Annotated in this window: 15 protein-coding genes; 14 read left to right on the top strand and 1 reads right to left on the bottom strand. The window is 62.3% G+C overall.

What is annotated here, in order from left to right; translation table 11 throughout:
- Positions 1–88: 88 nt before the first annotated feature.
- The 14 genes from pcsA to ACS4RS_RS18835 all read left to right on the top strand — a co-directional run bounded on the left by pcsA (position 89) and on the right by ACS4RS_RS18835 (position 16,457).
- Positions 89–817 (top strand): phosphatidylcholine synthase, encoded by a 729-nt coding sequence (pcsA, locus tag ACS4RS_RS18900; RefSeq protein ID WP_439009734.1) that lies wholly within the window; start codon positions 89–91, stop codon positions 815–817.
- Between the two features lie 10 nt (positions 818–827).
- Positions 828–1,808, top strand: coding sequence for a quinone oxidoreductase family protein (locus ACS4RS_RS18895; RefSeq protein ID WP_449313781.1), 981 nt, complete (start codon positions 828–830; stop codon positions 1,806–1,808).
- A 39-nt stretch (positions 1,809–1,847) separates the two neighbouring features.
- On the top strand, positions 1,848–3,416 hold the full coding sequence (locus tag ACS4RS_RS18890) for an ATP-binding cassette domain-containing protein (protein WP_439009736.1): 1,569 nt from the start codon (positions 1,848–1,850) through the stop codon (positions 3,414–3,416).
- A gap of 11 nt (positions 3,417–3,427) precedes the next feature.
- Complete coding sequence (locus ACS4RS_RS18885; protein WP_439009737.1) at positions 3,428–4,513, top strand: ABC transporter permease subunit; 1,086 nt, start codon at positions 3,428–3,430, stop codon at positions 4,511–4,513.
- Positions 4,510–5,430, top strand: a complete 921-nt coding sequence (locus ACS4RS_RS18880) for an ABC transporter permease subunit (RefSeq protein ID WP_439009738.1) — start codon at positions 4,510–4,512, stop codon at positions 5,428–5,430. Before ACS4RS_RS18885 ends, ACS4RS_RS18880 begins: the two co-directional genes overlap by 4 nt.
- 54 nt (positions 5,431–5,484) lie before the next feature.
- Positions 5,485–6,561, top strand: a complete 1,077-nt coding sequence (locus ACS4RS_RS18875; protein WP_439009739.1) for a BMP family ABC transporter substrate-binding protein — start codon at positions 5,485–5,487, stop codon at positions 6,559–6,561.
- A gap of 143 nt (positions 6,562–6,704) precedes the next feature.
- Positions 6,705–7,667 (top strand): galactofuranose ABC transporter, galactofuranose-binding protein YtfQ, encoded by a 963-nt coding sequence (gene ytfQ / locus ACS4RS_RS18870; RefSeq protein WP_003586511.1) that lies wholly within the window; start codon positions 6,705–6,707, stop codon positions 7,665–7,667.
- A gap of 185 nt (positions 7,668–7,852) precedes the next feature.
- Positions 7,853–9,376 (top strand): galactofuranose ABC transporter, ATP-binding protein YtfR, encoded by a 1,524-nt coding sequence (gene ytfR, locus ACS4RS_RS18865; RefSeq protein ID WP_439009740.1) that lies wholly within the window; start codon positions 7,853–7,855, stop codon positions 9,374–9,376.
- Positions 9,373–10,386 carry an ABC transporter permease subunit gene (locus ACS4RS_RS18860; RefSeq protein WP_439009741.1) on the top strand — a complete coding sequence of 338 codons (1,014 nt, stop codon included), beginning with the start codon at positions 9,373–9,375 and terminating at the stop codon, positions 10,384–10,386. Before ytfR ends, ACS4RS_RS18860 begins: the two co-directional genes overlap by 4 nt.
- Positions 10,383–11,351, top strand: a complete 969-nt coding sequence (gene yjfF / locus ACS4RS_RS18855) for a galactofuranose ABC transporter, permease protein YjfF (RefSeq protein WP_012557650.1) — start codon at positions 10,383–10,385, stop codon at positions 11,349–11,351. Before ACS4RS_RS18860 ends, yjfF begins: the two co-directional genes overlap by 4 nt.
- 16 nt (positions 11,352–11,367) lie before the next feature.
- A complete protein-coding gene (locus ACS4RS_RS18850; protein WP_439009742.1) occupies positions 11,368–12,153 on the top strand; it encodes an FCD domain-containing protein in 786 nt (261 codons plus the stop codon).
- A gap of 163 nt (positions 12,154–12,316) precedes the next feature.
- The gene (gene glmU, locus ACS4RS_RS18845) at positions 12,317–13,678 is read left to right on the top strand and encodes a bifunctional UDP-N-acetylglucosamine diphosphorylase/glucosamine-1-phosphate N-acetyltransferase GlmU (protein WP_439009743.1); all 1,362 of its coding nucleotides are present in this window, start codon (positions 12,317–12,319) and stop codon (positions 13,676–13,678) included.
- Positions 13,679–13,788: 110 nt separating this feature from the next.
- Entirely contained in the window at positions 13,789–15,615 is a 1,827-nt protein-coding gene (glmS, locus tag ACS4RS_RS18840; protein ID WP_439009744.1) for a glutamine--fructose-6-phosphate transaminase (isomerizing), read from the top strand.
- A gap of 134 nt (positions 15,616–15,749) precedes the next feature.
- Complete coding sequence (locus ACS4RS_RS18835; protein WP_439009745.1) at positions 15,750–16,457, top strand: DUF502 domain-containing protein; 708 nt, start codon at positions 15,750–15,752, stop codon at positions 16,455–16,457.
- On the opposite strand, the gene recG is transcribed toward ACS4RS_RS18835, so the two are convergent.
- Positions 16,454–18,559, bottom strand: a complete 2,106-nt coding sequence (recG, locus tag ACS4RS_RS18830; RefSeq protein WP_439009746.1) for an ATP-dependent DNA helicase RecG — start codon at positions 18,557–18,559, stop codon at positions 16,454–16,456. The genes ACS4RS_RS18835 and recG overlap by 4 nt on opposite strands.
- Positions 18,560–18,565 lie beyond the last annotated feature (6 nt).

Genomic DNA, 18,565 nt, shown 5'->3' with positions numbered 1-18,565 from the left:
CGGGACCCGATTCAGGAATGAGGGAGCCGGTGATGGTTGGCAAAAAACAAGCTTGCCGGGGCGAGCGCGATAGGGCGGTCGGGGGAATATGAAGATTTTTAAGTACAAGCGCGTTCCTTATGCGGAGATGCGCGCCTTTTCCGTCCATATCCTGACGGCCTCCGGTTCCTTCCTGGCCTTTCTCGGGGTCGTTGCCGCCGCCGAGCACCGCTTCATCGACATGTTCTGGTGGCTGGGCCTGGCCCTTCTCGTCGATGGCATAGACGGGCCGATCGCCCGCAAGGTGCGCGTCAAGGAAGTGCTGCCGAACTGGTCGGGCGATACGCTCGACAATATCATCGATTATGTCACCTATGTGCTGTTGCCGGCCTTTGCGCTCTATCAGAGCGGCATGATCGGCGAGCCCTGGTCCTTCGTCGCCGCCGGCATGATCGTCGTTTCCAGCGCCATCTATTATGCCGATATGGGCATGAAGACCGACGAGTATTTCTTTTCCGGCTTCCCCGTCGTCTGGAACATGATCGTCTTCACGCTGTTCGTCATCGATGCCAGCGCGACGACGGCGCTCGCCGTCGTGACGGTTTCGGTGGTGCTGACCTTCCTGCCGATCAATTTCCTGCATCCGGTCCGCGTCAAAAGGCTGCGCCCGCTCAATCTCGGCGTCTTCCTTCTGTGGTCGGCGCTGGGCATTTTTTCGCTGCTGATGGACTTCGACACGCCCGAATGGGCGCTCATTCTCTTCATCGTGACCGGGCTCTATCTTTACGTCATCGGCGCGGTGCTGCAATTCTTCCCCGCCCTCGGACGCAAAGCTTAGGATGGCCAAGATGACGAAAACGCAGGCGATTTCATTTTCGAGAACGGGCGGGCCGGAGGTTTTCGACTATGTCGAACTCGATCTGCCGCCGCCCGCAGCCGGCGAGGTGCAGATCCGCCAGGCGGCGGTCGGCCTCAATTTCATCGATGTCTATTTCCGCAACGGCACCTATAAGGCGCCGTATCTGCCCTTCGTCACCGGCAAGGAGGGCGCCGGTACCGTGACGGCGGTCGGCCCCGGCGTTGTGGATTTCAAGATCGGCGACCGTGTCGCCTATGCCAGCGCCGACGGTGCCTATAGTGCCGAGCGCAATATCGAGACGCGCCATCTGGTGCATGTGCCCGATGGCATCGAACTCGAAACGGCAGCGGCGATGATGCTGAAGGGCATGACCGCCGAATATCTCCTGAATCGTACCTTCAAAGTCGGCCCTGAGACGGTCCTGCTGTTTCATGCCGCCGCCGGCGGTGTCGGCCTGATCGCCGGCCAATGGGCAAAGGCGCTTGGCGCCACCGTCATCGGTACGGCCGGCTCTGAAGACAAGGTCCAGCTGGCGCTCGCTCATGGCTACGACCACGTGATCAACTACAAGAGCGAGGACTTCGCCGTCCGGGTTCGCGAGATTACCGCCGGCAAGGGCGTCGATGTCGTCTATGATCTGATCGGCCGCGATACTTTTCCACAGTCGCTCGATTGCCTGAAGCCGCGCGGTCTTTTTGCCTCTTTCGGCCAATCCTCCGGGCCGATCGAGAACTTTACCCTGGCGATGCTGGCGCAGAAGGGCTCGCTCTTTGCGACGCGGCCGACGCTCTTCACCTACATCGCCGCCCGCCAGGAGCTGATCGACAGCGCCAAGGCGCTATTTGATGTTGTGCAAAGCAACAAAGTGCGTATCAATATCAATCAAACCTATCCGTTGCGTGAGGTTGGGCAGGCTCACGCGGATCTGGAAACAAGAAAAACAACAGGAACGACGCTGCTGATTCCATGAGATCCGAACGGACCGGTTGGCAGAAGAAATGAGGGGAACGTGTCGCCATTGAATGTGCCGGAGTCCGGTGCGTTACTATCCGTCCAGAAGCTGACGAAGTTTTTCGGTGGCTTTGCCGCCTGCAATGAAATCGATCTCGATATCGCGCCGGGCGAAATTCACGCGCTTCTCGGCGAAAATGGTGCAGGCAAATCGACCCTGGTAAAGATGCTGTTCGGCGTTCTGGAGCCGACGAACGGGCAAGTCCTTTGGGAAGGCAGGCCGGTCACGGTCGCCTCGCCCGGCGAGGCCCGCAAGCTCGGCATCGGCATGGTCTTCCAGCATTTTTCGCTGTTCGAGGCTCTGACGGTCGCCGAAAACATCGCGCTGTCGCTTGATGACGCCATCCCGATCGGCAAGATCGCCGAGGAGGCGAGGGCGCTGTCTCAAGCTTACGGCCTGCCGCTCGATCCACATGCCCATGTCGCCGATCTGTCCGTCGGCGAGCGCCAGCGCATCGAGATCGTCCGCGCACTGCTGCAGAATCCGAAGCTGATCATTCTCGACGAGCCAACCTCGGTGCTGACGCCGCAGGAGGCCGACAGGCTGTTCGAAACGCTGTTCAAGCTGCGTGCCGAGGGCCGCTCGGTTCTCTATATCAGCCATCGTCTGGAAGAGGTGCAGCGCATCTGCGATCGCGCCACCGTGCTGCGCCATGGCCGCGTCACCGGCGCCTGCGATCCGAAGCAGGAAACGCCGGCCTCGCTTGCGCGGATGATGGTCGGCAGCGAGGTGGCGATCGTCACGCATCCCGAGCGCTCGGAGAAGGGCGAGGTGCAGCTTGCCGTTGCCAACCTGTCGGTTCCCGCGCGCACGCCGTTCGCCATGCCGCTGCGCGATGTCTCCATGGCCGTGCGCTCAGGTGAAATCCTTGCCATCGCCGGTGTTGCCGGCAACGGCCAGAGCGAACTCTTCGATGCGCTCTCCGGCGAATATCCGGTCGCTTCGACTGAGGCGATCGTCATCCGCAAGAAGCCTGTGGGCACCGAGGGCATCACCGCCCGCCGTCTGCTCGGGGCCGGTTTCGTGCCGGAGGAGCGGCATGGCCATGCTGCCGTTTCCGCCATGAAACTGTCGGACAATCTGGTGCTCGCCCGCAGCCAGTCGGACCGCAAGGCCTTTCTCGGCCTGCTCGGCATCATCCGCCACGGTGCTGTGAAATCTGCCGCACGGCGGATTTCCGAGGCGATGGATGTCCGCAAGAGCGGCGACGACCCGGCCGCAGGCTCGCTCTCCGGCGGCAACCTGCAGAAATTCATCGTCGGCCGCGAACTCGACCGCCAGCCGGCCGTCCTGGTCGTCAACCAGCCGACCTGGGGTGTCGATGCCGGGGCTGCAAGCCGCATCCGCCAGGCCCTGGTCGATCTTGCAAAGGCCGGCTCCGCCGTCGTCGTCATCAGCCAGGATCTCGACGAGATCTTCGAAGTGGCGACCGATATCGCCGTCATCTCCGAGGGACGCCTTTCCAGCCCGTTTCCATCAGGCGAACTGACACGCGAAAAGATCGGCTTGCTGATGGGCGGCCTGCACCAGAGCGGTGGTGCCCCGGAGGCGCCGCATGCGCATTGAAGAGGCAGCCCATGCGCATTGAACTCGAAAAACGCCCCGACGTCTCGAAGCTCTATACCTTCGTCTCGCCGCTGCTGGCCCTTGTGCTGACACTGGTCTTCGGCGCCATCATGTTCGCCATGCTCGGCAAGGACCCTGTGGAGGCGCTGGACGCCTTCTTCGTCGAGCCGCTGCTCGAGGTCTGGTCTCTGCACGAACTGGCGATCAAGGCCGCACCGCTGATCCTGATCGCCGTCGGACTGGCGGTCTGCTATCGCTCGAACAACTGGAATATCGGCGCCGAAGGCCAGTTCACCATCGGCGCCATCACCGGCTCCTATCTGCCGATCGTCTTTTACGACTGGCATTCGCCGCTCGTGCTGCCGCTGATGCTCATCCTGGGAGCGCTCGGCGGCGCGCTTTTCGCCGCCATTCCGGCCCTGTTGAAGGCGCATTTCAACACCAACGAAATCCTGACGTCGCTGATGCTGGTCTACATCGCCCAACTCTTCCTCGACTGGCTCATCCGCGGCGCCTGGCGCGATCCGAAGGGCTTCAACTTTCCGGTCTCGCGCGATTTCGCCCCGGAAGCGGTGCTGCCGGCGATCTGGGAAGCGTCGGGTCGGGCCCATTGGGCCTTCATCTTCGCCATTATCGCGGCGATCGGCGTCTGGTTCATGCTGCGCTATACGCTGAAAGGCTTCGAGATCGTCGTGCTCGGCCAGTCGGAGCGGGCAGGGCGCTTTGCCGGTTTCTCCTCGAAGAAAATGATCTGGTTCAGCTTCCTCTTCTCCGGCGCACTTGCCGGCCTTGCCGGGATAGCCGAAGTCTCCGGTTCGATCGGCCACCTGCAGCCGGCGATCTCCCCGGGCTACGGCTTCACCGCCATCATCGTCGCCTTCTTGGGACGCCTCAATCCGCTCGGCATCATCGCATCGGGCCTGGTGCTGGCGCTGACCTATCTCGGCGGCGAGGCCGCACAGCTGTCGCTCGGCGTCTCCGATAAGGTCACCCGCGTCTTCCAGGGCCTGCTGCTCTTCTTCGTGCTCTCCTGCGATACGCTGATCTATTACAAAGTCCGCATCGTCTGGTCGCGGCTAAGAGGTGGGGCGGCATGAGTATCTTCGAAGCCATTCTGCTGACCGTCATCACCGCCTCGACGCCGCTCGTCATCGCAGCCCTCGGTGAACTCGTCGCCGAGCGTTCCGGCGTTCTCAATCTCGGCGTCGAAGGCATGATGATCATGGGCGCGGTCGCCGCTTTTGCCGGCGCGCAGATCTCGAGCTCGCCCTATGTCGGCATTGTCTGCGGCATTGCGGCAGGCGCGCTTTTCTCGCTTCTCTTCGCTTTCCTGACGCTGACGCTGGTGGCAAACCAGGTGGCGACAGGCCTGGCGCTCACCCTTCTCGGCCTTGGTGTGTCGGGCATGCTCGGCGAAGCCTATGTCAGCATGCCCGGGATCCGGCTGGGAGAGATCGTCATTCCGGTCCTGTCTGACATTCCGGTCATTGGCCACGTTCTCTTCCGGCAGGATCTGATCTTCTATTTGTCGATTGCGCTTGTGGTTGGCGTCAGCTGGTTCCTGTTCCGTAGCCGGGCCGGGCTGAAGCTCAGGGCGATCGGCGACAGTCACGCTTCGGCCCATGCACTTGGCATTCAGGTTATCCGCACGCGCTATCTGGCGGTGATGTTCGGCGGCGCCTGCGCCGGGCTTGCCGGCGCCCAGCTGTCGCTCGTCTACACCCCGCAATGGGCGGAGAACATGTCGGCCGGCCGCGGCTGGATCACGCTGGCGCTGGTGGTCTTTGCCTCCTGGCGGCCGTGGCGGGTTTTTGCCGGTGGTTACCTCTTCGGCGCGGTCACCATCCTGCAACTGCACGCACAGGCCTTCGGTCTCGGCATTCCCTCGCAGTTCCTCTCGATGCTGCCCTATGCCGCGACTATTGTAGTTCTCATCATCATTTCTCATAATCGGCGCACGACGTTGATCAATACGCCCGCCTCGCTCGGAAAAGCCTTCGTGCCGGAGCGATGAAGCAACACCATAAAGACGGGTTTCCGCAATAACTTCAAACCAACAGGGGTTACCATGAAGAAATATGCATTCGCACTCGCCGCCTCGGCTGCCGCCGTGATCGGCATCTCGTCGGCCGCTCAGGCTGCCGATAAGACGAAGGTCTGCTTCGTCTATGTCGGTTCGCACACCGATGGCGGTTATTCGCAGGCGCATGATCTCGGCCGCCAGCAGGTCCAGGCCGAATTCGGCGACAAGATCGACACGCCCTACCTCGAAAACGTGCCGGAGGGCCCGGATGCCGAGCGCGCCATCGAGCGTCTTGCCCGGTCCGGCTGCAAGCTGATCTTCACGACGTCCTTCGGCTTCATGGATGCGACGGTCAAGGTTGCCGCCAAGTTCCCCGACGTCAAGTTCGAGCATGGCACCGGCTACAAATCGGGCCCCAACCTCGCCACCTACAATTCGCGCTTCTATGAAGGCCGCTACATCCTCGGCCAGATCGCCGCCAAGACCTCTAAGAACCATGGTGCGGCCTACATCGCCTCCTTCCCGATTCCGGAAGTGGTGATGGGCATCAACTCCTTCGAGCAGGGTGCCAAGTCGGTCGATCCGAGCTTCAAGCTCAAGGTCATCTGGGTCAACACCTGGTTCGACCCCGGCAAGGAAGCCGATGCCGCCAAGGCGATGGTCGACCAGGGCGTCGACGTGCTGACCCAGCACACCGATACGACGGCTCCCATGCAGGTTGCCGAAGAACGAGGCATCCACGCCTTCGGCCAGGCATCCGACATGATCGCGGCAGGCCCCAAGGCGCAGCTGACGGCGATCGTCGATACCTGGGGCACCTACTACTCCAAGCGCGTTCACGCGCTTCTGGACGGCACCTGGAAGTCCGAGCAGAGCTGGGACGGCCTCAAGGACGGCATCCTGAAGATGGCGCCCTATACTAACATGCCCGACGACGTGAAGAAGATGGCCGAGGAAACCGAAGCCAAGATCAAGTCCGGCGAGGTGCATCCCTTCACCGGTCCGATCAACAAGCAGGACGGCACGCCTTGGCTGAAGGCCGGCGAGAAGGCGGATGACGGAACGCTGCTCGGCATGAATTTCTATGTCGAAGGCGTCGACGACAAGCTGCCGGCGCAATAAGCCGCCTTCAATTCGCAATTGCGAAGAGCGCCCCCTGTGGGCGCTCTTTTTTTGCTGCACTGCATGCAAAGATTCCGATTTACAAAAGTAATACTATATGATTTTTTGACCCCGCGCCGCGAGACGCGGCTTGGGAGGAAATCATGAAATTGAAGACTGCACTTTTGAGTGCCACGATTCTTGCTGCCTGCATGTTCGGTTCGGCTTCGGCCGCCGGGCTGACCGTCGGCTTCTCGCAGATCGGCTCGGAATCGGGCTGGCGCGCGGCTGAAACGACCGTAACCAAGGAGCAGGCCAAGAAGCGCGGCATCGATCTGAAGTTTGCCGATGCGCAGCAGAAGCAGGAAAATCAGATCAAGGCTCTGCGCTCCTTCATTGCTCAGGGCGTCGATGCCATTCTCATTGCTCCGGTCGTCGAAACCGGCTGGGACGACGTTCTGAAGGAAGCCAAGGAAGCCAAGATTCCGGTCATTCTTCTCGACCGCACCATCAAGGCTCCGGACGATCTCTACCTGACGGCCGTCACCTCGGACCTGGTCCACGAAGGCAAGGTCGCCGGTGACTTCCTGGTCAAGACCGTCGGCGACAAGAAGTGCAACGTCGTCGAGCTGCAGGGCACGACCGGTTCGTCGCCGGCCATCGCCCGCAAGAAGGGCTTCGAAGAAGCTCTCGCCGGCCACGACAACCTCAAGATCGTTCGCAGCCAGACCGGTGACTTCACCCGCACCAAGGGCAAGGAAGTCATGGAAAGCTTCCTGAAGGCCGAGAATGGCGGCAAGGATATTTGCGCTCTCTACGCCCACAACGACGACATGGCCGTCGGCGCCATCCAGGCGATCAAGGAAGCCGGCCTGAAGCCCGGCAAGGATATCCTCGTCGTCTCGATCGACGCCGTTCCGGATATCTTCAAGGCAATGTCCGAAGGCGAGTCCAATGCCACGGTCGAGCTGACGCCGAACATGGCAGGTCCGGCCTTCGATGCGCTCGACGCCTACCTGAAGGACAAGAAGGCTCCGCCGAAGTGGATACAGACCGAATCCAAGCTCTACACGCCTGCCGACGAGCCGATGAAGGTCTACGAAGAGAAGAAGGGTCAGGGCTACTAATCTGATTTGACGCCGCTGCATAATCCCTGAATCGGGTTCGATTGAGGGTAGAATGATGCAGCATTCAAGCGCTGTAGAACCGCACCGGCCCATCATGGACCGGTGCGGAACTGCCTTGCCGCCTTGGGACGTCATGTCCGGCCGCGGCGCGGCTTTTGCCGTCAATATCAGGAAAACAGACCCTTATGATTCACGATTTCGAGAACGTTCTCGCGGCTTCCGGAATATCGAAATTCTTTCCCGGCGCAGTGGCGTTGGACAAGGTCGATTTCACGCTGCGCAAGGGCGAGGTGCACGCGCTGTTGGGCGAAAACGGTGCCGGCAAATCCACACTGATCAAATGCATCACCGGCGCCTATCATCGTGACGAGGGCAGCCTGACGCTCGACGGCCAGGAAATCAATCCGGCCAATACGCTCGCCGCCCAGAAGCTCGGCATCGGCACGGTCTACCAGGAGGTCAACCTGCTGGCCAATCTGAGCGTCGCCGAAAACCTCTTTCTCGGACGCCAGCCACGGCGTTTCGGCATGACCGACGTGCGCGCGATGAACCGCAAGGCGCGCGAACTGCTGGCCGGTTACGGCATCGATATCGACGTCACCGCCGAGCTTGGCCGCTTCTCCGTCGCCGTCCAGCAGGTGGTCGCCATTGCCCGTGCCGTCGATCTTTCCGGCAAGGTGCTGATATTGGACGAGCCCACGGCAAGCCTCGACAACCAGGAAGTGGCGCTGCTCTTCCGCATCATCGAGGACCTGAAGAAGCGCGGTCTGGGCATCGTCTTCATCACCCATTTTCTCGAGCAGGTCTATGCGATCAGCGACCGCATCACCGTGCTGCGCAACGGCAAGCTCGTCGGCACCCGCGACGTTGCCGATCTGCCGCGCCAGGGCCTGATCGCCATGATGCTCGGTCGCGAATTGGCGCATGTCGAGGAGACGGCGCGGGAACACAACCTTGCCGCCGGCGAGGTCCGCTATCGTTTCGCAGGCTACGGCAAGCGGGGCAAGGTCAAGCCCTTCGATCTCGACGTGCGCGCCGGCGAGGTGGTCGGCATTGCCGGGCTGCTCGGCTCGGGGCGCACCGAAACCGCCGAACTGCTCTTCGGCGTCGAACATGCCGATAGCGGCAGCGCCACGATCGACGGCCAGCCGGTCACGCTTTCGAGCCCGCGCGCCGCGATCGAAAAAGGTTTCGGCTTCTGTCCGGAGGACCGCAAGACCGACGGCATCGTCGGCGATCTGTCGATCCGAGAAAACATTGCCCTAGCGCTGCAGGCTCGCCGCGGCTGGACCCGACCGTTGTCGCGCGCCGAGCAGAATGCACTTGCCGACCGCTACATCAAGGCGCTCGATATCCGCACCACCGACCGCGAAAAACCGATCCGCCTGCTCTCCGGCGGCAACCAGCAGAAGGCGATCCTCGCCCGCTGGCTGGCGACCAATCCGAAGTTTCTGATCCTCGACGAGCCGACCCGCGGCATCGATGTCGGCGCCCATGCCGAGATCATCCGGCTCATCGAACAGCTCTGCGCCGAAGGCATGTCGCTGATCGTGATTTCATCGGAACTTGAAGAGCTTGTCGCCTATAGTTCACGTGTCATCGTCCTTCGCGACAGGCAGCATATCGCCGAATTGACCGGGGAACGTATCACTGCCGCCGGCATCGTCGATGCCATCGCTGCCGCCGAACACAAGATGGAGGATGCATGAGGTCCTCGCTGAACGCGCTGGCTTTTCGCCTGGCGCCGCAATTGATCGCGCTCGCTGTCATTCTTTTGTTGAATTTCATGACGTCGCCGCAGTTTTTTAATGTCGTGGTTCAGAACGACCGGCTCTATGGCAGCCTGATCGATGTGCTCAATCGCGGCGCGCCTGTGGCATTGCTGGCGATCGGGATGACGCTGGTCATTGCAACCAAGGGCATCGACCTCTCCGTCGGCGCGGTTATCGCCATCTGCGGCGCCGTCGCAGCCGCGTCGATTGTCTCAGGAAATTCAGTGGTCTACACCATTATCTTGACGCTTTCGATCGGCATTGCCTGCGGCGTCTGGAACGGTTTCCTGGTGGCGGTCCTCAATATCCAGCCGATCATCGCCACGCTAGTGCTGATGGTCGCCGGCCGCGGCATCGCCCAGCTCATCACCGAAGGCGCCATCCTCACCTTTAACGATGACGGGCTGACCTTCTTCGGCAGCGGTTCTATGGCCCTCCTGCCGATGCCCGTCGTCACTTGGCTGCTCGTCGGTCTGCTCGTCATCCTGCTTGTGCGCCGGACGGCGCTCGGCATGCTGATCGAGGCTGTCGGCATCAACCGCCGCGCCAGCACGCTCTCCGGCATCCAGACGCCGGTACTGCTGATGGCGGTCTATATGCTGAGCGGGCTCTGCGCCTCGATCGCCGGCATCATCGTCGCCGCCGACATCAAGGGCGCCGACGCCAACAATGCCGGCCTCTGGCTGGAACTCGACGCCATCCTCGCCGTCGTCGTCGGCGGCAATTCGCTGCTCGGCGGCCGCTTCAGCATTCTCGGATCGCTGATCGGCGCGATGATCATCCAGGCGGTCAATACCGGCATTCTGTCTTCCGGCTTCCCGCCCGAATTCAACCTGATCATCAAGGCTGTCATCATTATCGTCATCCTCGTCATCCAGTCGCCGGCGGTGCAATCGCTCGCCATCTTCGCCAGCCGCCGGCAGGGCGGAAGGGAGCAGCCGAAATGAACTCCAAATACCTGCCGCTGCTGGCCACCATCGTCATCTTTGTGCTCGCCTATGCCGGCTGCACGCTGCAATATCCGAACATGCTGTCGACCCGCGTCATCGGCAATCTTCTGACCGACAACGCCTTTCTCGGCATCGCCGCCGTCGGCATGACCTTCGTCATCATCTCCGGCGGCATCGATCTGTCGATCGGATCGATCATCGCTTTCACCGGCGTCTTCCTGGCGGTGATCCTGCAGAAAACCTCGATCCACCCACTGCTCGCCTTCGCATTGGTGCTCGTCATCACCACTGCCTTCGGCGCGGTCATGGGTGCAATCATCCATTATCTCGAGATGCCGGCCTTCATCGTCACGCTTGCCGGCATGTTCCTGGCGCGCGGCATGGCCTTCGTGCTCTCCATCGACAGCATCCCGATCGACCACGAATATTATTCGACGCTGACCAGCCTCTATTGGCGGCTGCCCGGCGGCGGACGGCTGACGCTGATCGGCGCCATCATGTTACTGGTCTTTGCCGTCGGCATTTTCATCGCCCAGCGCACCCGCTTCGGCACCAATGTTTATGCGCTCGGCGGCGGCCCGCAGACGGCGCGGCTGATGGGCGTGCCTGTGGGACGCACGACAATCCAGATTTATGCGCTGTCGGGCTTTCTGGCAGGCCTTTCCGGGATCGTTTTTTCGCTGTACACCTCTGCCGGATATTCTCTTGCAGCAGTCGGTGTCGAACTCGATGCCATCGCGGCGGTCGTCATTGGGGGGACGCTGCTGACCGGAGGAGCGGGATTCGTGGCGGGGACCTTGATCGGTATCCTGATCCAGGGGCTCATTCAGACCTACATCACTTTCGACGGCACGCTGTCGAGCTGGTGGACCAAGATCCTGATTGGGCTTTTGCTGTTTGCATTCATCCTGATGCAGAAAGCCATCCTGTTCGTTTCCAGTCTGAACAAGAGGTACGCCTGAAGGGGAGAGGGATCGCTTGCGCAACAAATTGGACGAGACCCGCAAGACGGGGCGCAGAACCCGGACGAGCCACGCGCAGGTGGTCGATGAACTCGGCAAGGAAATCGTCGCCGGCACCTATCCCGTCGGCACGATCCTGCCTGGCGACACCGAGCTGGCGCAACGCTTCAAGGTGTCCCGTACCGTCTTGCGTGAGACGATGAAGACGCTTGCCGCCAAGGGCATGGTCGTCGCCAAGGCGCGGGTCGGCACGCGTGTGACCGAAAAGAACCTCTGGAACATGTTCGATAGCGAGATCATCGCCTGGCATTTCGACAATGGCGTGACGGAAGAGTTCCTGTTGCAGCTTTACGATATTCGTCTCGCCATCGAACCCTTCGCCGCCGGTCTCGTCGCCGAACGGGCGAATGCCGAGGATATCGAGACGCTGCGCGCATTGGCGCTCGAGATGGCGGCGAGCGGCCATACTGCCGACAGCCTTGCGCTCGCCGACCTTAACTTTCACCTGGCGCTCGCCGAGGCCTCCCATAATCCCTTCATGCGCACCTTGGGCAGCCTCATCGAAGCTGCCCTCGTCGGCATGTTCCGCATGAGCACGCCGCCATCCGAAAACGGCTTTGCCAATATCGCCGACACCCATATGCGCATCGTCGACGCGATCGTTTCCGGCGACAGCCTTGCTGCGCGCCGCGCCATGGAGCTCGTCATCCTGGATGGCCGCCACCATGTGCACGAGGCCTTCGCCGCCCGCGGTTCCGAGACTGTCATAGTGCCGATTTCGACCGAAACTTCACACCTGTAGAGTCTTTGCTGACTGCGGCGCCACACATCTTTTCGGGCGCGCAAAGCACGCGGCAAGGCTTTCAGTCTACGCAGCGTGCTTTCCGAAAATCGATTCCGATTTCAGGAATTATGCAGTATGAGGCAACAAAGCCGCCTCATGGCGCGGATTCGCGGAGCAGATCATGGAACGTACTTGTCTTGCCGTCATCCTTGCCGCCGGTGACAGCACGCGGATGAAATCCTCGAAATCGAAGGTGCTGCATCCCGTCGCCGGGCGGCCGATGATCGCCCATGTGGTCGAAGCGGTCGCCTCCGCCGGCATCTCCTCCGTCGCGCTCGTCGTCGGCCGCGACGCCGAGGAGGTGGCAAAGGCCGCAACGATTGCCGGCGTCGGCATCGAAGCCTGCCTGCAGAAAGAGCGCCTCGGCACCGGCCATGCGGTGCTGGCGGCGCGCGAGGCGATCGCCAAGGGCTATGACGATATTCTCGTCACCTATGGCGACGTGCCGCTGCAGACCGACGGGCCGCTCAAGGCCGCCCGACAGGGCCTTGCGGACGGCAGCGATATCGTCGTCATCGGCTTCCACACCGATCACCCCGCCGGCTACGGCCGCCTGCTTGTCAAGGACGGCGAACTCATCGCCATCCGCGAAGAAAAGGACGCGACTGATGCCGAGCGCACCGTCACCCGGTGCAACAGCGGGCTGATGGCGATCAACGGCCGCAAGGCGCTTGATCTGCTCTCGCGCATCGGCAACGCCAATGCCAAGGGCGAATTCTATCTGACCGATCTCGTCGAGATCGCCCGCGCGCTCGGCGGTCGCGTCACCGCCGTCGATGCGCCTGAGATCGAGATGACCGGCTGCAACACCCGGGCCGAACTCGCCGTCATCGAGCGCTTCTGGCAGGAGCGCCGCCGCCACCAGATGATGCTTTCAGGCGTCACCATGATCGCGCCGGAAACGGTCTTTCTCTCCTACGACACTGTCATCGGCCAGGATGCGCTGATCGAGCCGAACGTCGTCTTCGGTCCGGGCGCGGTGATCGACAGCGGCGCCGTCATCCACGCCTTCTCCCACATCGAAGGCGCCCATGTCAGCCAGGGCGCGACCGTCGGCCCCTTCGCCCGGCTGCGGCCGGGTGCCGATCTCGGCAATGGTTCGAAGGTCGGTAATTTCTGCGAGGTCAAGAACGGCCGGATCGGCGAGGGCGCCAAGGTCAACCATCTCACCTATATCGGCGATGCCGTCATCGGCGCCGGCAGCAATATCGGCGCCGGCACGATCACCTGCAATTATGACGGCGTCAACAAGAGCGAGACGGTGATCGGCGAAAACTCCTTCATCGGTTCCAACTCCTCGCTGGTCGCCCCGGTGACGATCGGCGACGGCGCCTATATCGCTTCCGGCAGCGTCATCACCGCCGACGTGCCGGCCGATGCGCTGGCGCTCGGCCGTGCCCGGCAGGAGATCAAGCCCGGCCGCGCCACACTGCTGCTCGAGCGCGCGCTTGCCATCAAGGCGGCGAAGAAGGTTAAGGGCTGATGCCGCCTTGCGTAACCGGCGGAAATTCAAAGTGACCGCCGAGGTGATTGATAAATAAGCGGGAATCGTTAGGACTGGCCTCGATTGTCGGAGCCTTGTGGGGATATTGCATGTGCGGAATTGTCGGGATCGTCGGAACTCAGCCTGTTGCCGGGCGACTGGTCGATGCGCTGAAGCGTCTCGAATATCGCGGTTATGATTCCGCCGGTGTCGCCACCATCCATGAGGGGGTGATGGATCGCCGCCGCGCCGAAGGCAAGCTGTTCAATCTGGAAAAGCGCCTCGACGCCGAGCCGCTGCCCGGCACTGTCGGCATTGCCCATACTCGCTGGGCGACCCACGGCGTTCCCAATGAAACCAACGCCCATCCGCATTTTGTCGAAGGTGTCGCCGTTGTCCATAACGGCATCATCGAGAATTTCTCCGAGCTGCGCGACGAACTGACCGCGGAGGGCTCGGTCTTCGAAACCCAGACCGACACGGAGGTCGTGGCCCAGCTGATGGCGAAATACCTGCGCGAAGGCCTGGAGCCGCGCGCCGCCATGCTGCAGATGCTGAACCGGCTGACCGGCGCCTATGCGTTGGCCGTCATGCTCAAGGCCGATCCCGGCACGATCATGGCCGCCCGTTCCGGCCCGCCGCTGGCCGTCGGTTACGGCCGCGGCGAGATGTTTCTCGGTTCGGATGCGATCGCGCTTTCGCCCTTCACCAACGAGATCACTTATCTGGTCGACGGCGACTGCGCCGTCGTCACCCGTGACAGCGTCGCCGTCATCGATTTTGCCGGCAAGCCGGTCAAGCGTGCCCGCCAGATCTCGCAGGCGACCGCCTATGTCGTCGACAAGGGCAACCACCGCCATTTCATGGAAAAGGAAATCTACGAGCAGCCGGAGGTGATCTCCCACGCCCTCAGCCACTATGTCGATTTCGCCGAGAACACGATCGGTGCCAATGCCGCCGCGATCGACTTCAAGGCCGCGACCGGTCTGGCGATCTCGGCCTGCGGCACCGCCTATCTCGCCGGCCTCGTCGGCAAATATTGGTTCGAGCGTTATGCCCGCCTGCCGGTCGAGATCGACGTCGCCTCCGAATTCCGCTATCGCGAAATGCCGCTGTCGCCGTCGCAGGCAGCGCTCTTCATCTCGCAGTCCGGCGAGACCGCCGATACGCTGGCGTCGCTGCGCTATTGCCGCGACAACGGGCTGAAGATCGGCGCCGTCGTCAATGTCCGCGAATCGACGATCGCCCGCGAATCCGACGCCGTCTTCCCGATCATGGCCGGGCCCGAAATCGGCGTCGCCTCGACCAAGGCCTTCACCTGTCAGCTGGCCGTGCTGGCATCGCTGGCGATCGGCGCCGGCAAGGCCCGCGGCACGGTGAGCGCCGATGAGGAGAGGGCGCTGGTGCGCCATCTCGCCGAAATGCCGCGCATCATGAGCCGGGTGCTGAACCTCATCCAGCCGCAGATGGAAAGCCTGTCGCGCGAGCTGTCGAAATGCAAGGACGTGCTCTATCTCGGCCGCGGCACCAGCTTCCCGCTCGCCATGGAAGGGGCGCTGAAGCTCAAGGAAATTTCCTATATCCATGCCGAAGGCTATGCCGCCGGCGAATTGAAGCACGGGCCGATCGCGCTGATCGACGAGAACATGCCGGTGATCGTCATTGCCCCCTTCGACCGATTCTTCGAAAAGACCGTCTCGAACATGCAGGAGGTCGCAGCCCGCGGCGGCCGCATCATCTTCATCACCGATGAGGCGGGGGCGGCAGCCTCGAAACTGCCGACTATGGCGACGATCACCCTGCCCGTGGTCGACGAAATCATCGCGCCGATGATCTTCTCGCTGCCGATCCAGCTGCTCGCCTATCACACCGCCGTCTTCATGGGCACCGATGTCGATCAACCGCGCAATCTGGCGAAATCCGTGACCGTGGAATAAGCCCGCGACGACCTGATCTTCGCGCCGAAACATATTGTGCGACGCCCCGAATTCTGGCAATTTTGGTCGGCGGACAAGGGGGAAGGGCCGGCGTTCCGGCCTGTCCAGGACCGAGATGGAGTTCATCAGGAAAGATGACCGACAACATCCCCAGAATGCCGGTCGCAACCCGGCTGAGGAATAATTTTCTCGCAGGCCTGATCATCTGCGCGCCGATCGCGATTACCATCTGGCTAACCTGGACCTTCATCCACTGGTCGGACAGCTGGGTCAGGCCCTATATTCCGGCGCGCTGGAATCCGGAAAGCTACCTCAATTTCGCCATTCCCGGTTTTGGCCTGTTGACCGCCGTCGTGCTGATCACCGTCGTCGGCTTCCTCGGCAAGAACCTGATCGGCCAGAGCATCGTCCGTTTCGGCGAATCGATCGTTCAGCGCATGCCGCTGGTGCGCACCGTCTACAGAAGCGTGAAGCAGATTTTCGAAACGGTGCTGAAGGAACAGGCGAATTCCTTCAAGAAGGTCGGCCTCATCGAATATCCCAGTCCCGGCCTCTGGGCACTGGTCTTCATCGCCACCGATGCCAAGGGCGAGATCGCGTCGAAGTTCAACGACATCGGTCAGGACATGGTCGCCGTCTTCCTGCCGCCGACGCCGGTGCCGACGGCCGGTTTCCTGGTCTTCGTGCCCCGCGAAAAGATCGTCCCGCTCGACATGAGCCCGGAAGACGCCGCCAAGTTCCTGATCTCGGGCGGCCTCGTTGCCCCCGAGCACAAGCCGCCCGAACCGAAACAGAAGCATCTGCCGCGACCGAAGCCGGTGGCGGTTTCTAAAGCCGACTAACCAGCTCTCAAGAACCGGATCGCCTCGTCGCGACGGAAGAGATAGAGCAGGGTGCGGATTGCCGTTCCTCGGTCACCAGTCAACTCCGGATCGCGCTCGATGAGATAGGCGGCATCCTTGCGGGCAATTTCCAGGAGGTCGGCATGCGCCTCGAGGCTGGCGATGCGGAAGCCCGGCGTGCCGGACTGGCGGGTGCCGAGCAGCTCACCTTCACCGCGTAGTTTCAAGTCCTCCTCGGCGATGCGAAAACCGTCCTCGGTCTCGCGCATGATCGAAAGCCTGGCATGGCCGGTTTCGCCGAGCGGCCCCTTGTAGAGCAGGATGCAGGTCGAGGCTTCGTCGCCGCGCCCGACGCGGCCGCGCAGCTGATGCAATTGCGCCAGGCCGAAACGTTCGGCATGTTCGATCACCATGATCGTCGCATCCGGCACGTCGACGCCGACCTCGACGACAGTGGTGGCGACGAGGAGGCGGGTCTCGCCGTTCTTGAACGCCATCATCGCCGCATCCTTCTCCGGCCCGCTCATGCGGCCATGGATGAGGCCGATATCGGGGCCGAGCGCGGCAACGAGCGTCGCATGCCGCTCCTCGGCCGACATCAGGTCGAGTTCTTCGGATTCTTCGACCAGTGGGCAGATCCAGTAGGCCTTCTTGCCCTCGGCAAGCGCGCTTTGCAGCCGCCCGACGATTTCCCCTGTCCGCTCCATCGGCACGGTGATCGTCTGGATCGGCTTGCGGCCGGCCGGTTTCTCCGTGAGCTTGGAAACGTCCATGTCGCCGAAGGCGGCAAGCACCAGTGTGCGCGGGATCGGCGTCGCCGTCATCACCAGCATGTGCGGCGAGATGCCCTTGGCGGTCAGCCTCAGTCGTTGATGCACGCCGAAACGGTGCTGTTCGTCGACGACGGCCAGCATCAGCTTGGCGTAAGCGACGCTGTCCTGGAACAGCGCATGCGTGCCGATAATGATCTGTGCGGCGCCCGACGCGATGCGCTCGAGGATCTCCTCTCGCTCACGCCCCTTGGTGCGGCCGGTCAGGATCTCGATGCCGAGCCCGGCGGAGGCGGCGAATTTCGAGATCGTCGCATGGTGCTGGCGCGCCAGGATTTCAGTCGGTGCCATCAGCACGGCCTGGCCGCCGCTTTCGATCACCGCCGCCATCGCCATCAGTGCTACCAGCGTCTTGCCGGAACCGACATCGCCCTGCAACAACCGCAGCATGCGCTCAGTGCCGGCCATGTCCTTCAAAACCTCGGCGATCGCCTCGTTCTGGCTTGATGTGAGCGAGAAGGGCAGGGACTTCAGAATCTCACCGCTGATTTCGCCCGTCGCCTGCACCGGCTGGCCCGCCACCTTGCGCAGCCTCTGGCGCACCAGGCTCAGCGAAAGCTGGCCGGCAAGGAATTCGTCATAGGCGAGCCGCCGACGGGCAGGGGCCTGCGGGTCGATATCGGCGGGGTCGCGCGGCTCGTGCAGCATGTGGAAGCTATCGCCGATCGACGGCAGGCCCTGCTTCTGCGCCAGCGCAGTGTCGATCCATTCCGGAAGCGCGGGAAAGCGCGGCAGGGCGGCATCGATGATCTTGCGCAAGGTCTTCGGCGAAAGCCCCGCCGTCAGCGGGTAGATCGGCTCGACCAGCGGCAGGTTCTCTGCTTCATCGGCCCTGACGATGTAATCGGGATGCACCATCGAGGCGCGGCCGTTGAACCAGTCGACCTTGCCGCTGACCGTGACCTCAGCATCGAGAGGCAGTTGTTTTTCCAGCCAGGCCGCCTGACCGCGGAAGAAAACCAGCGTCAACTCGCCGGTCTCGTCGTGCAGGAGAACGCGGTAGGGGACATTGCTCTTGCCGCGCGGCGGCACCTGGTGCCGGTCGACGCGGGCGGTGATCGTCACGATCGCGCCCTGCGGCGCGCGGGCAATCCCCGGCTGGTTGCGCCGGTCGATCAGCGAAAACGGCGCGTGGAAGATAAGATCGATGACCCGGCAATCCTCCGGCGTCTCGCGCCCGAGCAGCTTGACCAGCAGCTCGGCGATCTTCGGGCCGACGCCCGGAAGGCCCGAAATGGGAGAAAACAGAGGATCAAGAATGGCGGGGCGCATGTGGCC

Origin of the sequence: Rhizobium sp. F40D2 (assembly GCF_051810745.2) — a bacterium.
Lineage (GTDB): Bacteria > Pseudomonadota > Alphaproteobacteria > Rhizobiales > Rhizobiaceae > Rhizobium.
The sequence above is the reverse complement of the archived record's forward strand: the minus strand, read 5'-3'. Positions and strand labels throughout refer to the sequence as shown.